Raw genomic sequence first — 19,276 nt, forward strand, 5'->3', positions numbered from 1 at the left:
AGCCGCGACCCCGATGTCACATCCGTCAGAGCCGATCGACATGCACACCACCGCGGGCAAGATCGCGGATCTGCAGCGCCGCATCGACGAAGCCACCCACGCCGGGTCCGCGCGTGCTGTGGAGAAGCAGCACGCCAAGGGCAAGCTGACGGCGCGTGAGCGGGTTGCCCTTCTGCTGGACGAGGGATCCTTCGTCGAGCTCGACGAGTTCGCCCGGCACCGTTCCACCAGCTTCGGGCTGGAGAAGACCCGGCCCTACGGCGACGGCGTCGTCACCGGCTACGGCACGGTGGACGGCCGTCCGGTCGCCGTGTTCTCGCAGGACTTCACCGTCTTCGGCGGGGCCCTCGGCGAGGTCTACGGCCAGAAGATCATGAAGGTCATGGACTTCGCGCTGAAGACCGGGTGCCCGCTGGTGGGCATCAACGACTCCGGCGGCGCCCGCATCCAGGAGGGCGTCAGCGCGCTGGGCATGTACGGCGAGATCTTCCGCCGCAACGTCCACGCGTCCGGCGTGATCCCGCAGATCAGCCTGATCGTCGGGCCCTGTGCGGGCGGCGCCGTGTACTCCCCGGCCATCACGGACTTCACGGTCATGGTCGACCAGACCTCGCACATGTTCATCACCGGCCCGGACGTCATCAAGACGGTCACCGGCGAGGACGTCGGCTTCGAGGAGCTGGGCGGGGCGCGCACGCACAACAGCACGTCCGGCGTCGCGCACCACATGGCGGGCGACGAGAAGGACGCCATCGAGTACGTGAAGTCACTGCTCGCGTACCTGCCGTCGAACAACCTCTCCGAGCCGCCCGCCTTCCCGGAGGACGCGGACACCGAGGTCTCGGACGCCGACCGCGAGCTCGACGTACTGATCCCGGACAGCGCCAACCAGCCGTACGACATGCACACCGTGATCGAGCACGTGCTCGACGACGCGGAGTTCCTGGAGACGCAGGCGCTCTTCGCGCCGAACATCCTGACCGGCTTCGGCCGGGTCGAGGGCCACCCGGTGGGCGTCGTCGCCAACCAGCCGATGCAGTTCGCCGGCTGCCTGGACATCGACGCCTCCGAGAAGGCGGCGCGGTTCGTCCGGACGTGCGACGCCTTCAACATCCCGGTGCTGACCTTCGTGGACGTCCCGGGCTTCCTTCCGGGCACCGACCAGGAGTACAACGGAATCATCCGGCGCGGCGCGAAGCTGATCTACGCCTACGCCGAGGCCACCGTTCCGCTGATCACCGTCATCACCCGCAAGGCCTTCGGCGGGGCGTACGACGTCATGGGCTCCAAGCACCTCGGCGCGGACCTGAACCTGGCCTGGCCGACCGCGCAGATCGCCGTCATGGGCGCGCAGGGCGCGGTGAACATCCTGCACCGCCGGACCATCGCGGAGGCCGCTCCCGGGGAGGTGGAGGAGACCCGGGCCCGGCTCATCGCCGAGTACGAGGACGCGCTGCTCAACCCGTACACGGCGGCCGAGCGCGGGTACATCGACGCGGTGACCATGCCGTCCGAGACCCGGGCGCACGTGGTGAAGGGGCTGCGGCAGCTGCGCACCAAGCGGGAGTCCCTGCCGCCGAAGAAGCACGGCAACATCCCCCTCTAGCCCGTCCAGGAGGACTCTGTGGTGATCAAGGTCGTCAAGGGCAACCCGACTCCGGAGGAGCTGGCCGCCGCACTGGCGGTGGTCCAAGCGCGCGCGGCGGCGCTGGCCATGGCGCCGTCGGGCGCTCCGCCGGTCGCGGACGAGTGGTCGGCGCCGGCCCGGGTGGCCCGGCGGCGGGTTCCGCACCCGGGGCCGCGGGCCTGGGGCCGTACGTACTGGCCCGCGTAGCCGAAATGATGTGAACGGGCGGTGGCGCCTGAGTACTCGTACTCAGGCGCCACACCCTTTCCCGGGCCAGGATCGAGGCATGCTCTGGTCCGACCCGAAGAACGAGCCGCCCAAGGACATGCGCGACGCGCAGGCGATGATCCGGCGGCTGACCCTGGTGCTCGCCATCGCCATGCTCGTGGTGGTGTACGTCCTGGGTGTGGGCCACTTCTAGGGCTTGTCCGGGGGGCGCGGGGCGCGCCTACGATGGCCCCCATGACTGCGACACCTGAGCCCTCGACGACCGGGCGCAAGCTCGTCCTCGCCTCCGCCTCCCCCGCCCGGCTGAACCTGCTGCGGCAGGCCGGGCTCGCCCCGCACGTGATCGTCAGCGGTTTCGACGAGGACACCCTGAACCACGACGAGCCGGCCGCCCTGGCGCTGGCGCTGGCCGAGGCGAAGGCCGCCGTCGTGGCGGGGCTGGAGGAGGCCGCGGGCGCCCTGGTGATCGGCTGCGACTCGGTGCTGGAGCTGGACGGCGAGGCGCTGGGCAAGCCGGCGGACGCCGAGGAGGCCACCGCGCGCTGGAAGTCGATGCGGGGACGGGCGGGCGTACTGCGCACCGGGCACTGCGTGATCGACACGGCGGACGGCCGTCAGGTCTCGGCCACGGCGTCGACGACGGTCCGGTTCGGCGAGCCGACGGACGCGGAGGTGGCGGCGTACGTGGCGAGCGGGGAGCCCCTGCACGTGGCGGGGGCGTTCACCCTGGACGGGCTGTCGGCGCCGTTCATCGACGGCATCGACGGGGATCACAGCAACGTCATCGGGCTGTCGCTGCCGCTGCTGCGTTCCCTGCTGGGCGAACTGGACGTGTCCATCACGGACTTGTGGGCTTGAGCTCCCCGTACGGCGGCGTCGGCGGCAGCGGCGGGGCGTCGGCGCCCGGGTCCCCGCCCGCGTCCCCGTCGTCGCCGTGGCGGGCGGCGGGGTAGAGCGTCAGGATCAGTACGAGGAGACACAGGATCAGCATCAGCGTCGCGAAGGCGGCCCAGCCGACCAGCCCGACGGCGAGGATGCCGAGCACCGCGTGGGTGACGGCGGCGCCGATGAGCACGACGCGGCCGAAGCGGCCCGGGGAGCGGTCGCGGATCGCGGCGACGGCGGCGAGCACGGCGCACAGGACGAGGAAGGCGCCCATGCCCGCCCCCATCGCGTAAGTCGCCTTGGACATGACATCCGGGTCGCTGCCCGCGATCGACATCGACTGGTTCGCCGTGGTCCGGCCCAGCACGATGTGGACGAGCACGAGCACCGCCGCTTCCGCGACGAGCACGATCGCGGCCAGTCCGGCCACGAGTCTTCGCAGCACGACGCCCCCACCCCCCACGAGTCACAAGCCCGTTCGACGCCTGGAGGCTACTAACGGGTAGCCCGGCGGGCAAGACATCCGCGCACCCGGCTTGCGGCGGCTACGCCGACGGCTTCGGCTTCTTCTCCCGGGGCCGGAGGGTGTACGACCAGGACCAGACGGTGTCGATCACCCAGATGGTCAGCCAGATCCGCCCGGCCCAGACCAGCGGTCCCCGCTGGTCGTCGGGCACACCGCCGTCGGTGATCTGCCACACGAGCCAGCTGGAGTCCAGGACCCACAGGACCGCCTGGCCCAGCGCGAACACGGCGGTGTGGACGTACCAGTCCCGCCGCTCCTTGCGGGCGCGAGCCTTCGGCCCGAGGGCGCTCTCCGCCACCGCCCGCGGCCGCGCCGCCTCCCGCCCGCCCGTGTCTTCCTCCCCGTCCGTACGCCGCTCCGGCAGGCCCAGTGCGCGGACCGCGTACGGCACCACGAGCGCCCCCACGGCCGAGGTGACCGCGGCCGCCCCGCAGGCGGCGGCCCAACCGGCCTCCTCGTAGAGCACGCCCATCACCAGCGGGCCGATCACCACACCCGCCAGGCGGGCACTCTCGTACAGGCCCATGGCCCGGCCGGTCCGCCCCCCGGAGGCGGCGGCCACGGCCGCCTGCTCCACCGGGACCTGCACGGCGAAGCAGGCGGCGGCCACGGTCCACAGGACGGCGACGGCCGGCGGCGTGGAGACGACCGAGAGTCCCGCCGCGAACAGCGCGCTCGCCGCGAACGAGGCGACCATGGCCGGCGTACGGCCCAGCCGGCCGGTGAGGCGGTGCGCGTGCGCCGGCAGCAGGACGAACACCACGAAACCGGGGGCGAAGACGAGCGCGATCTCGTCCGGGGACAGCTCCAGGTGCGACTGCAGCCGGAGCAGCAGGAGCATCCACAGCCCGGCCTCGGCCGCGGCCGTCACCGCGGACACCGCCATCAGCGGCAGCAGCCGGCGCTCCGCCGCGCCCCGCCCCTCCCGGAGCCCGGCCACCGCGCGGGGAGCGCCGGCGTCCCGCTCCCGGCGGGGCCCGCGCAGCAGCGACGCCGCGGCCACCGCGCAGGCGGCGCTGCCCAGCCAGAACAGCAGCGGGTAGCCACCGCGTTCCAGCAGGGAGAACGCCACCAGATAGCCGACGAACGCGCCCTGCCCCTCGGCGGACAGCAACCTGCCGTACGCGGCCGTGCCGTCACCGCCACCGCCCTGCGACCGCTGTCCGGTCCAGGCCCGCAGCCCGACCCAGAACAGGGCCCCTCCGGCGCCGCCCAGGCCCGCCGCGACGAAGGCCCCCACCAGTGAGCCGGCGAGCGCGTACCCCGCGAACGACAGGGCGTACAGACCCGCACCGGCCGCGGCGACCCGGCGCTGGTCGAAACGGTCGGCCAGTTCCCCGGCCAGCGGGCGCACGATCAGCGACAGCACCGCCTCGAAGGCGATCAGCGCGCCGACCGCGGAGGCCCCGGCGCCCAGCACCGACCCCGCCCACAGCGGCAGCAGGAAGTCGAGCACCTCGGCCGGGGCGCTCGCGAACAGCGCCGCCGACAGGACCCTGCGCCCGGCCCGGTCCTCGGGCGTCCGCGTACCGGCGCTCACGCGCGAGCGGCCGGTGAGCGCCGGACCCGCCGGATCCGCCGGATCTCTGCCGTGTCGGCTCCGGCGGGCAGGGGCCCGCCGGAGAAGGGCGGTAAGACCATTGCCTCGTCCTCGTCTCGGTGTCGTATCGCCGTCGTATCGCCGTCGTCTGACCGCCGTCCGGCCGGTCGTCATTTCGACGCCGTGCGTAAGACGCCGTTCGGCCCGCCCGGGTTGTCAACTCGCCGACAGCGCCGCCGCCGCGCGGTCGCGGGCCCCGGTGTCGTCCATCCGCAGGACACGCCCGGCGCGCTGTCGCCCGCCCGGGCCCGCGTGGGCCACATCGCTGTGGGTACGGTGTTGTCCCTGTTCGGCCTGCGGGACGACCGGGCTACCAATCAGTAAACAAGGGGACAACTCCTCTCACGACCGCAAAGAAACCGTGGGCCGTTCGTAGGGACTCGACAAAGAATCACCCGGGGCCGCTGACCGGGGGGACAGAGACCTTGGCTACATGACGGGGTTACTGTGCAGTCGGGGATCCCCCTGACCTGGGGCGCCACAAGGGTTCTCCGGCGGTTCGGCCCTCGCATCACACTCTGTGTGGGCAAGGTCACCACCGGGGAAGGGTCGAAAGGCCGTGTGGGCTGTCCCTAAACTCAGCTTGTTTCAAGGAGGGAGCCATCGTGCGCAAGGTGCTCATCGCCAACCGTGGCGAAATCGCTGTCCGCGTTGCTCGGGCCTGCCGGGACGCCGGGATCGGGAGCGTAGCCGTCTACGCCGATCCGGACCGGGACGCTCTGCACGTCCGCGCGGCCGACGAAGCTTTCGCGTTGGGCGGTGACACCCCGGCCACCAGCTACCTGGACATCTCCAAGGTCCTCCAGGCCGCAGCCGACTCCGGTGCGGACGCCATCCATCCCGGATACGGCTTCCTCTCCGAGAACGCCGACTTCGCCCAGGCCGTGATCGACGCCGGCCTGACCTGGATCGGCCCGCCGCCGCAGGCCATCCGTGACCTCGGCGACAAGGTGGCCGCCCGTCACATCGCCCAGCGCGCCGGGGCGCCGCTGGTCGCCGGTACGCCGGACCCGGTCTCCGGGGCCGAGGAGGTCGTCGCCTTCGCCAAGGAGCACGGCCTGCCGATCGCCATCAAGGCCGCCTTCGGTGGTGGCGGTCGCGGTCTGAAGGTCGCCCGCACCCTCGAAGAGGTGCCGGAGCTCTACGATTCCGCCGTCCGTGAGGCCGTCGCCGCCTTCGGCCGCGGCGAGTGCTTCGTCGAGCGCTACCTCGACAAGCCCCGCCACGTCGAGACCCAGTGCCTGGCTGACTCGCACGGCAACGTCGTCGTCGTGTCGACCCGTGACTGCTCCCTCCAGCGCCGCCACCAGAAGCTCGTGGAGGAGGCCCCGGCACCGTTCCTGAGCGAGGCTCAGAACGCGGAGCTGTACGCCGCCTCCAAGGCCATCCTGAAGGAAGCCGGCTACGTCGGCGCCGGCACCGTCGAGTTCCTCGTCTCCGCCGACGGCCTGATCTCCTTCCTGGAGGTCAACACCCGCCTCCAGGTCGAGCACCCGGTCACCGAAGAGGTCTCCGGCATCGACCTGGTCCGCGAGATGTTCCGCATCGCCGACGGCGAGGAGCTCGGCTACGGCGACCCGGTCCTGCGCGGTCACTCCATCGAGTTCCGCATCAACGGCGAGGACCCGGGCCGCGGCTTCCTCCCGGCGCCCGGCACGGTGACGAAGTTCGCCGCCCCCTCGGGCCCTGGCGTCCGCCTCGACGCGGGCGTCGAGTCCGGCTCGGTCATCGGCCCGGCCTGGGACTCGCTCCTGGCCAAGCTGATCGTCACCGGTGCCACCCGCGAGCAGGCCCTGCAGCGCGCCGCCCGCGCGCTCGCCGAGTTCGAGGTCGAGGGCATGGCCACGGCCATCCCGTTCCACCGCGCGGTCGTCGTCGACCCGGCGTTCGCCCCGACCGACGGCACCCCGTTCACCGTCTACACCCGGTGGATCGAGACCGAGTTCGTCAACGAGATCCCGGCGTTCACGGCCCCGGCCGCGGACGACACCGAGGACGAGCCGGGCCGCGAGACGGTGGTCGTCGAGGTCGGCGGCAAGCGCCTCGAGGTCTCGCTCCCGTCGTCCCTGGGCATGACCCTGGCCCGCACCGCCGCCGCCGGTGGCGCGAAGCCGAAGCGCCGCGCGGCCAAGAAGTCCGGCCCGGCGGCCTCCGGCGACACCCTCGCGTCCCCGATGCAGGGCACGATCGTCAAGGTCGCGGTCGAGGAGGGCCAGCAGGTCAACGAGGGCGACCTGGTCGTCGTACTCGAAGCCATGAAGATGGAGCAGCCGCTGAACGCGCACCGCTCCGGCACCGTCGTCGGCCTCACCGCCGAGGTCGGCGCGTCCCTCACCTCGGGTGCCACGATCTGCGAGATCAAGGACTGACGTCCCGCACCACCTGAGACGCCGGCGGGGCTGGAGGGATCCAGCCCCGCCGGCGTTCTTCGTTCAGGTCCGCGATGCGGCCCCGGCCCGGCTACGCGAACGTGTCCGGGTACCCGAGGTCGTAGTGCGGCGACATCGACGAGGTCCAGGCACTCCCGTCGAACCGATCACACAACACCTGATCACCCGCACCCACCCGACGGCAGTACGACACCGACCCGTCCGCATTCGCCAACCACGCCCGGTCCGACGCATAACCCCAGTCGTTCGGCGCCGCATACCTGCTCACCCAACCCGACGACTTCAACACACTGCAGACCAACCCCTGCGAACCCTGATCACCGGCCCGCCCACACACCGCAGGCCCGTCCTTCGTCGACAGATACGCCCGATTCTCGTGATAACCGAGATCGAAGTGCGGCGACATCGACGAGGTCCACGCACTCCCGTCGAACCGATCACACAACACCTGATCACCCGCACCCACCCGACGGCAGTACGACACCGACCCGTCCGCATTCGCCAACCACGCCCGGTCCGACGCATAACCCCAGTCGTTCGGCGCCGCATACCTGCTCACCCAACCCGACGACTTCAACACACTGCAGACCAACCCCTGCGAACCCTGATCACCGGCCCGCCCACACACCGCAGGCCCGTCCTTCGTCGACAGATACGCCCGATTCTCGTGATAACCGAGATCGAAGTGCGGCGACATCGACGAGGTCCACGCACTCCCGTCGAACCGATCACACAACACCTGATCACCCGCACCCACCCGACGGCAGTACGACACCGACCCGTCCGCATTCGCCAACCACGCCCGGTCCGACGCATAACCCCAGTCGTTCGGCGCCGCATACCTGCTCACCCAACCCGACGACTTCAACACACTGCAGACCAACCCCTGCGAACCCTGATCACCGGCCCGCCCACACACCGCAGGCCCGTCCTTCGTCGACAGATACGCCCGATTCTCGTGATAACCGAGATCGAAGTGCGGCGACATCGACGAGGTCCACGCACTCCCGTCGAACCGATCACACAGCACCTGATCACCCGCACCCACCCGACGGCAGTACGACACCGACCCGTCCGCATTCGCCAACCACGCCCGGTCCGACGCATAACCCCAGTCGTTCGGCGCGGAGTACGCGGTGACCCAACCGGTCGGCTTCAGCACGCTGCAGACCAGCTTCTGCGCACCCTGGTCTCCGGCTCGCCCGCACTCCGCGGGCCCGTCCTTCGTCGACAGGTACGCGAGGTCCGCCGAGTCCACGTCGTTCTGCACGTACCGGGTGGCAGGGGCCGAGACGCCGGCGCCGTTGCGGGCGACGACGGAGTAGGCGTAGTCCTGATGCGGCGACACCTGGACGTCGAGCAACCGGGTGCCCGTCACCGTGGCGAGGAGGGTGCCGTTCCGGCTGACCTGGTAGTCGGCGGCGCCGGCCGAGGCGCTCCACTGGAGGACCACCCGTGAGCCATGGGCCAACACCGCGATTCCGGCCGGAGCGGCCGGTGCGGACTGCGGTGGCGGGGGGACGTCCGCCAGGTCCTTGAAGTGGATGTACTGGAACGCTCCCGTCGGGACGGTGCGTTCGTTGTATCTGCCGTCGTAGCCGTGGTTGTACTCCTCGATGGTCACCGTGCCGTTGCCTACGGACTCCACCCAGGCGACGTGTCCCACGCCCAGGGCGACGGCGCCCCTGGCGGGGATGTTGTCGACGCGGAAGCCCAGAGCCCTGGCCCGGTTCCCCCAGTCGGTGGCGTCGGCGTGGAACGGCATGCCGAAGCCGTTCCGGCTCTGCAGGCGCCAGGCGACGAAGCTGGTGCACTCCCGGTTGAACATGCCCCAGTCGTCGGACACCGAGTCCATGGGGACGTTTCGCCACTTCGCGGGGTAGTCGTCGCTCCAGGCGGATGCCGACGGTACGGCCACCACGGAGAACAGCGACGTCAGCAGGACCGTCACGAGGACGCTCACGACACGACGAAGTACGTGGCGGGCAACCGGCAGTCTCCGGTCGCGTAGGGGCGGTATACCGGACGGGACCACAGTCATCGAACCCTCCTTCAGGCCCCTCCCGCCGTGCGGTCACACGGCTCCAGGGCGCTGGAGCATCCTGGAGCCCACCGTGTGATCAGATCGGACAACCGGCTGAATTCACTCGGACGGGCTAGTCGCCTGAAGATCGGATTCGGTGATGGAAGACGGAAGACGGAAGGCCCGATCGGGCCGGGCTCCGAAAAGCCCGGCATGATCGGCACGGCCCACAGCGGCCGGCGGCCGGGGTCCTGCGACTAACGGCGGCGCATGTCGGCGACCCGTGCCCGATCCCCCGGCTGGGGCTCCGGCAGCATGCCCGCGGCCCGCAACTGCGCCGCCGGTCCGCCCCGCCGCTGTACCGGCAGGGGCGAGTCGCGGCGCGGCCGCCGGCCCTGCATTGCGTCCACACCGCCGGAGGGCACCGCCCCGCCGGCCACGGTGATCTGCACGCCCTGGTCCGCCAGTGCCTGCAGCTCCGTACCCGCCCGGTCGTCGTGCGGCGGCGGCTCGTCCGTGACCAGCCGCGTCATCACGTCGGTGGGCACGGTCTGGAACATGGTGTCGGTACCGAGCTTCGTGTGGTCGGCCAGCACCACCACCTCCGCCGCCGCCTGCACCAGCGCCCGGTCCACGCTGGCGGACAGCATGTTGGACGTGGACAGCCCGCGCTCGGCGGTCAGACCGCTGCCCGACAGGAAGGCCCGGGAGACCCGCAGCCCCTGGAGGGACTGCTCGGCCCCGCTGCCCACGAGGGCGTAGTTGGACCCGCGCAGGGTTCCGCCGGTCATGACCACTTCCACCCGGTTCGCGTGGGCCAGGGCCTGGGCGACGAGCAGCGAGTTGGTGACGACGGTCAGTCCGGGCACGCGGGCGAGCCGGCGGGCCAGCTCCTGGGTCGTGGTGCCCGCGCCGACGACGACGGCCTCGCCCTCTTCCACGAGGGAGGCCGCGACATCGGCAATGGCGGTCTTCTCCGCCGTCGCGAGATGGGACTTTTGCGGAAAGCCGGACTCCCGCGTGAAACCGCCCGGCAAGACCGCACCGCCGTGTCGGCGGTCGAGGAGTCCTTCTGCCTCCAGTGCCCGCACGTCCCGCCGTACGGTCACTTCGGAGGTCTGGACGACGCGGGCGAGCTCCCGGAGCGATACCGCTCCGTTGGCCCGCACCATTTCGAGGATCAATTGGCGACGTTCTGCAGCGAACACGAAACTGACAGTAACCCCAACGACCGTCTGCTTTCAGCTCTTTGCGCCGGAATACCGAAGTTGTCCATAAGGTGGGGCGACTAGTGGTATACGCGGCCCGAGCGTTACGTGAACATCTCGCCATGAATCCGCGCCCCGCCCCAAACTCCTTACGGTGTGGGGCGGTTAGCGGGGCTCAGGCCTCGCCGGCGGCCTTCCGCGTGTGCAGCTGACGGGCCACCTCGGCGATCGATCCCGAGAGCGAGGGGTACACGGTGAACGCTTTTGCGATCTGCTCGACCGTCAGATTGTTGTCGACCGCGATCGAGATGGGGTGGATCAGCTCGCTCGCGCGCGGGGAGACGACCACGCCGCCGACGACGATCCCGGTGCCCGGGCGGCAGAACAGCTTCACGAAGCCGTCCCGGATGCCCTGCATCTTGGCGCGCGGGTTGCGCAGCAGCGGGAGCTTCACCACGCGGGCCTCGATCTTGCCCGCGTCCACGTCCGCCTGGGTGTAGCCGACGGTGGCGATCTCGGGGTCGGTGAAGACGTTCGAGGAGACCGTCTTGAGGTTCAGCGGGGCCACCGCGTCACCGAGGAAGTGGTACATCGCGATGCGCCCCTGCATCGCCGCGACCGACGCGAGCGCGAAGACGCCCGTGACGTCACCGGCGGCGTACACGCCGGGCGCGGAGGTGCGCGAGACCTTGTCGGTCCAGATGTGCCCGGAGTCCTTGAGCCGGACCCCGGACTCCTCCAGGTTCATGTTCTTCGTGTTGGGGATCGCGCCGACCGCCATCAGGCAGTGCGTACCGGTCAGCACGCGGCCGTCGGAGAGGGTGACCTCGACCCGGTCGCCCACCCGCTTGGCGGACTCGGCGCGCGAGCGTCCGACGACGTTCATGCCGCGGCGCCGGAAGACGTCCTCCAGCACGGCGGCGGCGTCCGGGTCCTCGCCGGGGAGCACGCGGTCGCGGGAGGACACGAGGGTCACCCGGGAGCCGAGGGCCTGGTAGGCGCCCGCGAACTCGGCGCCGGTCACACCGGAGCCGACCACGATGAGCTCCTCGGGGAGCTCGTCGAGGTCGTAGACCTGGGTCCAGTTCAGGATCCGCTCGCCGTCGGGCATGGCGTCGGGGATCTCGCGCGGGGTGCCGCCGGTCGCGATCAGGACGGCGTCCGCGGTCAGGATCGTCTCGGACCCGTCGGCGGCGGTGACGATGACGTCCCGGGTGCCGTCGATGCCCTGCGGCCCGCCGAGCTTGGCGCGGCCGCGCACCACGCGGGCGCCGGCCCGGGTGACGGAGGCGGTGATGTCGTGCGACTGGGCGAGCGCGAGGCGCTTGACGCGCCGGTTCACCTTGCCGAGGTCCACGCCGACGACGCGCGCGGCCTGCTCGATGTGCGGGGTGTCGTCCGCCACGACGATGCCGAGCTCCTCGTACGAGGAGTCGAAGGTCGTCATCACCTCGGCGGTCGCGATCAGAGTCTTGGAGGGCACGCAGTCGGTCAGGACCGATGCCCCGCCCAGACCGTCGCAGTCCACGACGGTCACCTCCGCGCCGAGCTGGGCCCCCACCAGGGCTGCCTCATACCCGCCGGGTCCGCCGCCGATGATCACGATCCGGGTCACGAAAAGTCCGCCTCACGTCTACCCGGCCGGCTGCCGCCCCGGCCGGTGTTCCGGGGGGTCTCCCCGGGGGATGCATTCCGTGCTCCATTGTCCCGCACGCTTCAAGGTGCTTCGCGCCCGGTCCCGCCATCCGGGCACGCGTGCACCGGCACCCCTCCCGTACTCTCGACCCCATGTCGCTCTACGCCGCGTACGCCGGCAACCTCGACCCGCGGCTGATGACGCGCCGCGCTCCGCATTCGCCGCTGCGCGGCACGGGCTGGATCAACGACTGGCGGCTGACCTTCGGCGGCGAGCAGATGGGCTGGGAGGGTGCTCTCGCGACGATCGTCGAGGCCCCGCGCCACCAGGTCTTCGTCGCGCTGTACGACATCGCGCCGCTGGACGAGGACTCGATGGACCGCTGGGAGGGTGTCGGACTCGACATCTACCGCCGGATGCGGGTGCGCGTGCACACGCTGGACGGCGAGGAGGCGGCCTGGGTGTACGTCCTGAACGGCTACGAGGGCGGTCTCCCGTCGGCCCGCTACCTGGGCGAGATCGCGGACGCCGCCGAATCGGCGGGCGCCCCCCACGACTACGTGATGGAAATCCGCAAGCGCCCCTGCTGAGCCCCGCCCCGGGTCCGCCACCCCTCGGGGACGTTTCGGCGGAAACGACAAGGCAACGATCCGAACACCGTGAGCTGTGCCATCTACGCGCGTAGCCGGAAAGCGGTTACGCTCGTCCGCGTGAACGCATCTGTTACCGACCCCTTCGCCGCCGCCGACGCCGCAGCCGCCCGCCTGCGTGAGCTGACCGGCGTGGACACCCACGATGTCGCCCTCGTCATGGGCTCCGGATGGGCCCCCGCCGCAGAGGCGCTCGGCGCCCCCGAGGCCGAGTTCCTCGTCACCGAGCTGCCCGGCTTCCCGCCCGCCGCCGTCGAGGGCCACGGCGGCAAGATCCGCTCGTACAAGATCGGCGACAAGCGCGCCCTGGTCTTCCTCGGCCGGACCCACTACTACGAGGGCCGCGGCGTCGCCGCCGTCGCCCACGGCGTGCGCACCGCCGTCGCCGCCGGCTGCAAGACCGTCGTCCTGACCAACGGCTGCGGCGGTCTGCGCGAGGGCATGAAGCCCGGCCAGCCCGTCCTGATCAGCGACCACCTCAACCTGACGGCCACCTCGCCGATCGTCGGCGCGAACTTCGTCGACCTCACCGACCTGTACTCGCCGCGCCTGCGCGCGGTGTGCAAGGAGATCGACGCGAGCCTCGAAGAGGGCGTCTACGTCCAGTTCCCCGGCCCGCACTACGAGACCCCGGCCGAGATCAACATGATCCGCGTCATGGGCGCCGACCTGGTCGGCATGTCCACCGTGCTGGAGGCCATCGCCGCCCGTGAGGCCGGCGCCGAGGTGCTCGGCATCTCCCTGGTCACCAACCTGGCGGCGGGCCTGTCCGGCGAGCCGCTGAACCACGAAGAGGTCCTCCAGGCCGGCCGCGACTCGGCCGTCCGCATGGGCACGCTGCTGACGCAGGTCCTCGCCCGCATCTGATCGACGTACGAGAGCTAAGGCGGAAGCAGTGCAGGAACAGGCACAGGCACAGGACGACCTGATCATCCGGGCGCAGGCCTGGCTGGCCGAGGACCCGGACCCGGAGACGGCCGCGGAACTGGCCGCGCTCATCGGAGCCGGCGACACCGCGGAGCTCGCGGACCGCTTCTCGGGCACCCTGCAGTTCGGCACCGCCGGACTGCGCGGTGAGATCGGCGCCGGCCCGATGCGGATGAACCGCGGCGTGGTCATCCGGGCCGCGGCGGGCCTCGCGGCCTACCTGAAGGCCCAGGGCCACGACGGCGGCCTGGTCGTCGTCGGCTACGACGCCCGCTACAAGTCGGCGGACTTCGCCCGCGACACCGCGGCCGTCATGACCGGCGCCGGGCTGCGCGCGGCCCTCCTGCCCCGCCCCCTGCCGACGCCCGTCCTCGCGTACGCGATAAGGCACCTCGGCGCCGTCGCCGGCGTCGAGGTGACCGCGAGCCACAACCCGCCCCGGGACAACGGCTACAAGGTCTACCTCGGCGACGGCTCGCAGATCGTCTCCCCGGCCGACACCGAGATCGCGGCGCAGATCGCGGCGGTCGAGAAGCTGGCCGACGTACCGCGCCCGGAGTCCGGCTGGCAGGAGCTCGGCGACGAGGTCCTGGAGGCGTACCTGGCGCGCACGGACGCCGTCCTGACCCCCGGCTCCCCCCGGGGCGTGCGGACCGTCTACACGGCCATGCACGGCGTCGGCAAGGACGTCGTCATGGCGGCCTTCGCCCGGCACGGCTTCCCGGAGCCGGTGCTCGTCGCCGAGCAGGCCGAGCCCGACCCGGCCTTCCCGACCGTGGCGTTCCCGAACCCGGAGGAGCCGGGCGCGATGGACCTGGCCTTCGCGAAGGCCGCCGAGGTCCAGCCCGACATCGTGATCGCCAACGACCCGGACGCGGACCGCTGCGCGGTGGCCGTGCCCACCGCGGACGGCTGGCGGATGCTGCGCGGCGACGAGGTCGGCGCGCTGCTGGCGGCGCACCTGGTCCACAAGGGCGCGCGGGGCGTCTTCGCCGAGTCCATCGTCTCCTCCAGCCTCCTGGGCCGGATCGCGGAGGCGGCGGGCGTCGGTTACGAGGAGACCCTCACCGGCTTCAAGTGGATCGCCCGCGTCGAGGGCCTGCGCTACGGCTACGAGGAGGCGCTCGGCTACTGCGTGGACCCCGAGGGCGTCCGCGACAAGGACGGCGTCACCGCCGCCCTGCTGGTGGCGGAGCTGGCCTCGGTGCTCAAGGAGCAGGGCCGCACCCTGACCGACCTGCTGGACGACCTGGCGATGGCCCACGGGCTGCACGCCACGGACCAGCTGTCGGTGCGCGTCTCGGACCTGTCGGTCATCGCGGACGCGATGGCGGCGCTCCGCGCGCAGCCGCCGGTGTCCCTGGCGGGGCTGCGGGTGGTCTCGGCGGAGGACCTGTCCAAGGGCACGGAGTCCCTCCCGCCCACGGACGGCCTGCGCTACTACCTGGACGGCGCGTACAAGGCCCGGGTCATCGCCCGCCCGTCGGGTACCGAGCCCAAGCTGAAGTGCTACCTGGAGGTCGTGGTCCCGGTGGCCGAGGCCTCCGACCTGGCGGCGGCCCGCGTCCGCGGCCAGGAGGTCCTGGACGCGATCAAGAAGGACCTCTCCGCGGCCATGGGCATCTGACCTTCTTCCGCGGCGCTCTCGCGCCCCGGTTCCAGGGGGCCGCACCGGCTTCGTGCCGCCGCGCCCGACTCCGTCCGTCGGGCGCGCGGCCGGGGCTTCGGCCCCCGCCCGGCCCGGTCCCGCCCCGTCCGGCGGGACCGGGCCTTCGGCTTCCCCCGGCCCCCCGAGCCCCGGCCCGGGGGGCCGGTGGCGTGCCGGAGGGGGAAGAGGTCAGGACGGGGTGGGGGTCGGGCGGACCAGTTCGCCCAGTGTCGGCACCGACTCCGGCCGGGAGCGGACCGCTTCCGTGCACTCCCACGCCCGCGGCGGGTCCTCGTCCGGCCCGCCCAGGATCACCGGGCCCGGGTCCGCCTTCAGGGCCTCGCTGCCCGCCAGCGTGCACACGATCTGCGAGAGCGCCACCGGCGGCAGGTCCTCCGGCTTGCGGCTGAGCCGCACCGTGCCCGCCGGGTCGCCCGCCCTCGGCGTGCCCGCCGACAGCCCCGCCGGGACCTCGCTCGTGAAGCCGGCGTCCCGCTCGTCCGAGGTCGGCGTCCGTTCCAGCGCTTCGAGCAGCGCCTGCGCGACCATCGCCAGCGGGTCCCGTACGGGCTTCTTCTCCGGCATCGGAACCACGCGTTCCACGCCGACCAGCTGCGAACCGCAGACCAGTTCCACCGTGGCCCGGAAGCCCTGCACCCCGCTCGGCTGCTCCTGCGTGTCGCACGACACGCGCGACGGGGCCGCGCCCACGTCCACCGGCACGGTCGTCGCACGGATCCCGCAGGCCGAGGTCGCGAGCAGCGCGACCAGGGCGAACGGGACCAGCACCACCGGTACCGCCGGCACAGCCCTACGCACCCTCGTCACCCGCGATCACCTTTCCCACGTCCACCGGCAGCCGCAGCGTGAACAGCGCCCCGCCACCCGCGACATTGGCGGCGGTGATGTCACCGCCGTGGATGTGCGCGTTCTCCACGGCGATCGACAGGCCGAGCCCGCTGCCGTCCGACTTCGGCCGCGACGCGCTCGCCTTGTAGAACCGGTCGAAGACGTGCGGCAGCACTTCCTCGGGGATGCCCGGGCCGTTGTCCTGCACCGCGATCACCAGCCACTCCCCCTCCACCGTCACCGACACCCGTACCGGCGAGCCGCCGTGCTTGAGGGCGTTGCCGATGAGGTTGGCGAGGATGACGTCGAGGCGGCGCGGGTCGAGGCGGACGACGATGCCGCGTTCGGCGTCGAGTTCGACCGCGTCGAGCCAGGCCCGGGCGTCGATGCAGGCCGTGACCTGGTCGGCGACGTTCACGTCGTCCAGGACCAGCTTGGCCGTACCCGCGTCGAAGCGGGTGACCTCCATCAGGTTCTCCACGAGGATGTTGAGGCGGCGGGTCTCGCTGACGACCAGCGCCACGGCGGGCGCGATCATCGGGTCGAGGTCCTCGACCTCCTCCTCCAGCACCTCGGCGACCGCCGTCAGCGCGGTCAGCGGCGTCCGCAGTTCGTGCGACATGTCCGCGACGAAGCGCCGGCTGGCCTCCTCCCGCGCGCTCATGTCCGCGACCTTCTTCTCCAGCGCCTCGGCCGTCTTGTTGAAGGTGTGCGAGAGGTCGGCGAGTTCGTCCGTGCCCGACACGTCGAGGCGGTGGTCCAGTTCGCCCTCGCCGAGCCGCCGCGCCGCGTCCCCGAGCCGCTGTACGGGCTTGAGCACGGTACGGGCCGCGGCCTGCGCCAGCAGGGCGGAGCCGAGCAGTGCGAGACCGGTGGCGATGGTCAGGGACCAGCCGAGCGCGTTCAGGTCGTCCCGCTCCTGCGCGAGCGACTTGTACATGTAGCCGGTGAGCCCGCCGCCCACGATCCGCGTCCCGCCGACCAGGTACGGGTTGCCGTGCGGCTTCGTCCGCTGCCAGTACACGTGGTACTCGGAGTCGTTCGCGGCGGTGGTCTTCTGACGGTCGTTCACCGCGTTCTGCAGGGACTTCGGTACGTTGGCCAGCCCGAAGGAGTCGGGGCCCGCCGCGCCGAAGATCTGCCGGTTGTCCTTGCCGACCTGCACCAGCAGCACGCTGTACCCGGGGCTGCTGCCCGCCATCAGTTCGGCGGTGCGCTGCAGCTCCTCGGCGGTGGGATCGGCGGGCAGGGCGGCGGCACGGTTCTGCATCTCCTGCCGGAAGTCGCCGAGGGCCGCGTCCTGGACGCGCGTGAGGACGGCCTCGCGGTTGAGCCAGTAGGCGATGCCGGGGGCCGAGACCGCGGCCGTGAGCGCGACCAGGCAGAACACCATGAGGAGCCGCAGCCGCAGGCTGGTCCAGCGCCGGCCCGCGAGCAACGCCCGGATCACTGCGGGGAGTCCAGGCGGTAGCCGACGCCCCGGACGGTACGGATCAGGGTGGGCGAGGACGGCACGTCCTCGACCTTGGCGCGCAGCCGCTGCACGCAGGCGTCGACGAGCCGCGAGTCACCGAGGTAGTCGTGCTCCCAGACCAGCCGCAGCAGCTGCTGGCGCGAGAGCGCCTGCCCGGGCCGGCGGCTCAGTTCGAGCAGGAGCCGCAGCTCGGTCGGCGTGAGCTGCAGGTCCTCGCCGTTCTTCGTCACGGTCATGGCCGCCCGGTCGATGACCAGCGAGCCGAAGCTCGCCGAATCGCTCGACTCACGCTCGCCGCGGCGCAGTACGGCCCGGATGCGGGCGTCGAGGACCCGGCCCTGGACGGGCTTGACGACGTAGTCGTCGGCTCCCGACTCCAGCCCGACGACGACATCGATGTCGTCGCTGCGGGCGGTGAGCAGGATGATCGGCAGCTGGTCGGTGCGGCGGATCCTCCGGCAGACCTCGAAGCCGTCGATCCCGGGCAGCATCACGTCGAGCACGATCAGATCCGGCCGCTGCTCGCGCAGCAGTTTCAGGCCGTCCTCGCCCGTCGCCGCAGTGGCCACACGGTGGCCCTGGCGAGACAGGGAGAGTTCGAGGGCCGTGCGGATGGCGTCGTCGTCCTCGATCAGCAACAGGAAAGGCACGCGCTCATTCTGTCCCATCGGCAGTCGGGAGTTCGACCGTCGCGCGGCGTGATCCTGTCGGGGCCCTGTCAGAAGTCGCTGTGACACGGCTGTGACAGTCGACGGACACCCCGGTTAAGTCGGCCGGGCAGTCTTCTATCAACGCACAACGGACCGAAGCAGAGACACTCCACGACGGGGGGCGCGAGATGAACACGCTGCACAGCACCACGACCAGCGCGGTTGTCACGCGGCTGCACGATGTGAACCGCCGGGCGGGTGTCCGTACGGTGGCGGTCACCCGTCCCCGTCCGGCCCACGTCGTAGCCATTGACGCAAACCAGTACCAGGCGGTTCCCGCCGGGCAGACTCCTTCCGCTCCCTCCTCCGACTCGGAGGCCGAGTTCACGGCGTACGTCCAGGAGCGGCGGGCCGCCCTGTACGCGACGGCCTTCCACCTCACCGGTGACCGGTACGAGGCCGAGGACCTGCTGCAGAGCGCGCTCTTCTCCACCTACCGCGCCTGGGACCGGATCAGCGACAAGGCGGCCGTCGGAGGCTACCTGCGCCGCACGATGACGAACCTGCACATCAGCGCGTGGCGTCGGCGCAAGCTCAACGAGTACCCGACGGAGGAGCTGCCGGAGACGGCCTCCGACACGGACGCGATGCGCGGTACGGAGCTGCGCGCGGTGCTCTGGCAGGCCCTGACCCGGATCCCGGAGCCGCAGCGCACGATGCTGGTGCTGCGCTACTACGAGGGCCGCACGGACCCGGAGATCGCGGAGATCCTCGGCATCAGCGTCGGCACGGTCAAGTCGAGCATCTGGCGCTCGCTGCGCCGTCTGCGGGAGGACGAGGCGCTCAGCTTCGGCCGTGACGAGGCGGAGTCCTTCGAGGAGCTCGTCGCGTAACGCGGCACACAAAAGCCATCGGGCCAGGGGGCCCGTCCTACGGGGGTGGGGCGGGGGCCGCG

General features: G+C 71.5%; 17 protein-coding genes. 9 read left to right on the forward strand and 8 right to left on the reverse strand.

Annotated features, from left to right (window positions below; translation table 11 throughout):
* Window positions 1-13: 13 nt before the first annotated feature.
* From Sspor_RS17675 to Sspor_RS17685, 4 genes are all read left to right on the forward strand, one after another.
* On the forward strand, window positions 14-1,606 hold the full coding sequence (locus tag Sspor_RS17675) for an acyl-CoA carboxylase subunit beta (protein ID WP_202200016.1): 1,593 nt from the start codon (window positions 14-16) through the stop codon (window positions 1,604-1,606).
* An 18-nt stretch (window positions 1,607-1,624) separates the two neighbouring features.
* Window positions 1,625-1,834, forward strand: a complete 210-nt coding sequence (locus Sspor_RS17680; RefSeq protein WP_202200017.1) for an acyl-CoA carboxylase epsilon subunit — start codon at window positions 1,625-1,627, stop codon at window positions 1,832-1,834.
* 79 nt (window positions 1,835-1,913) lie between these two features.
* Window positions 1,914-2,048, forward strand: a complete 135-nt coding sequence (gene mmpB / locus Sspor_RS41120; RefSeq protein ID WP_266817120.1) for a morphogenic membrane protein MmpB — start codon at window positions 1,914-1,916, stop codon at window positions 2,046-2,048.
* Between the two features lie 41 nt (window positions 2,049-2,089).
* Window positions 2,090-2,713: a Maf family protein gene (locus tag Sspor_RS17685; protein ID WP_237403910.1), complete on the forward strand. Its 624-nt coding sequence runs from the start codon at window positions 2,090-2,092 to the stop codon at window positions 2,711-2,713.
* Here Sspor_RS17685 and Sspor_RS17690 read toward each other — a convergent pair.
* Window positions 2,694-3,185, reverse strand: coding sequence for a hypothetical protein (locus Sspor_RS17690; RefSeq protein WP_202200019.1), 492 nt, complete (start codon window positions 3,183-3,185; stop codon window positions 2,694-2,696). The genes Sspor_RS17685 and Sspor_RS17690 overlap by 20 nt on opposite strands.
* Window positions 3,186-3,285: 100 nt before the next feature.
* The gene (locus Sspor_RS17695; RefSeq protein WP_202200020.1) at window positions 3,286-4,806 is read right to left on the reverse strand and encodes an MFS transporter; all 1,521 of its coding nucleotides are present in this window, start codon (window positions 4,804-4,806) and stop codon (window positions 3,286-3,288) included.
* A gap of 665 nt (window positions 4,807-5,471) precedes the next feature.
* Here Sspor_RS17695 and Sspor_RS17700 point away from each other — a divergent pair.
* Window positions 5,472-7,235 carry an acetyl/propionyl/methylcrotonyl-CoA carboxylase subunit alpha gene (locus tag Sspor_RS17700; RefSeq protein ID WP_202200021.1) on the forward strand — a complete coding sequence of 588 codons (1,764 nt, stop codon included), beginning with the start codon at window positions 5,472-5,474 and terminating at the stop codon, window positions 7,233-7,235.
* 91 nt (window positions 7,236-7,326) lie between these two features.
* Here the strand turns inward: Sspor_RS17700 and Sspor_RS17705 are convergent, their stop codons facing one another.
* The 3 genes from Sspor_RS17705 to Sspor_RS17715 form a co-directional block, all read right to left on the reverse strand.
* Window positions 7,327-9,219, reverse strand: coding sequence for a CHAP domain-containing protein (locus tag Sspor_RS17705; RefSeq protein WP_202200022.1), 1,893 nt, complete (start codon window positions 9,217-9,219; stop codon window positions 7,327-7,329).
* A 317-nt stretch (window positions 9,220-9,536) separates the two neighbouring features.
* Window positions 9,537-10,487 (reverse strand): DeoR/GlpR family DNA-binding transcription regulator, encoded by a 951-nt coding sequence (locus Sspor_RS17710; protein ID WP_202200023.1) that lies wholly within the window; start codon window positions 10,485-10,487, stop codon window positions 9,537-9,539.
* A 175-nt stretch (window positions 10,488-10,662) separates the two neighbouring features.
* Complete coding sequence (locus Sspor_RS17715) at window positions 10,663-12,102, reverse strand: NAD(P)H-quinone dehydrogenase (RefSeq protein WP_202200024.1); 1,440 nt, start codon at window positions 12,100-12,102, stop codon at window positions 10,663-10,665.
* A gap of 173 nt (window positions 12,103-12,275) precedes the next feature.
* Between Sspor_RS17715 and Sspor_RS17720 the strand changes: the two genes are divergently transcribed.
* The 3 genes from Sspor_RS17720 (at window position 12,276) to Sspor_RS17730 (ending at window position 15,327) form a co-directional block, all read left to right on the forward strand.
* Window positions 12,276-12,713, forward strand: a complete 438-nt coding sequence (locus tag Sspor_RS17720; protein WP_030012228.1) for a gamma-glutamylcyclotransferase family protein — start codon at window positions 12,276-12,278, stop codon at window positions 12,711-12,713.
* Window positions 12,714-12,833: 120 nt separating this feature from the next.
* On the forward strand, window positions 12,834-13,640 hold the full coding sequence (locus Sspor_RS17725) for a purine-nucleoside phosphorylase (protein ID WP_202200025.1): 807 nt from the start codon (window positions 12,834-12,836) through the stop codon (window positions 13,638-13,640).
* 28 nt (window positions 13,641-13,668) lie between these two features.
* Window positions 13,669-15,327, forward strand: a complete 1,659-nt coding sequence (locus Sspor_RS17730) for a phospho-sugar mutase (protein ID WP_202200026.1) — start codon at window positions 13,669-13,671, stop codon at window positions 15,325-15,327.
* Window positions 15,328-15,537: 210 nt separating this feature from the next.
* On the opposite strand, the gene Sspor_RS17735 is transcribed toward Sspor_RS17730, so the two are convergent.
* From Sspor_RS17735 to afsQ1, 3 genes are read right to left on the reverse strand one after another with little or no spacing between them, the layout of a single operon-like run.
* On the reverse strand, window positions 15,538-16,155 hold the full coding sequence (locus Sspor_RS17735; RefSeq protein WP_237403911.1) for a hypothetical protein: 618 nt from the start codon (window positions 16,153-16,155) through the stop codon (window positions 15,538-15,540).
* A 4-nt stretch (window positions 16,156-16,159) separates the two neighbouring features.
* On the reverse strand, window positions 16,160-17,590 hold the full coding sequence (locus tag Sspor_RS17740) for a sensor histidine kinase (protein ID WP_237404335.1): 1,431 nt from the start codon (window positions 17,588-17,590) through the stop codon (window positions 16,160-16,162).
* A gap of 53 nt (window positions 17,591-17,643) precedes the next feature.
* Window positions 17,644-18,321, reverse strand: a complete 678-nt coding sequence (afsQ1, locus tag Sspor_RS17745) for a two-component system response regulator AfsQ1 (RefSeq protein ID WP_063754818.1) — start codon at window positions 18,319-18,321, stop codon at window positions 17,644-17,646.
* Between the two features lie 188 nt (window positions 18,322-18,509).
* Between afsQ1 and Sspor_RS17750 the strand changes: the two genes are divergently transcribed.
* Window positions 18,510-19,214, forward strand: a complete 705-nt coding sequence (locus tag Sspor_RS17750) for a SigE family RNA polymerase sigma factor (RefSeq protein WP_202200028.1) — start codon at window positions 18,510-18,512, stop codon at window positions 19,212-19,214.
* The last annotated feature ends 62 nt before the right edge of the window (window positions 19,215-19,276 follow it).

Origin of the sequence: Streptomyces spororaveus (genome assembly GCF_016755875.1) — a bacterium.
Lineage (GTDB): Bacteria > Actinomycetota > Actinomycetes > Streptomycetales > Streptomycetaceae > Streptomyces > Streptomyces spororaveus.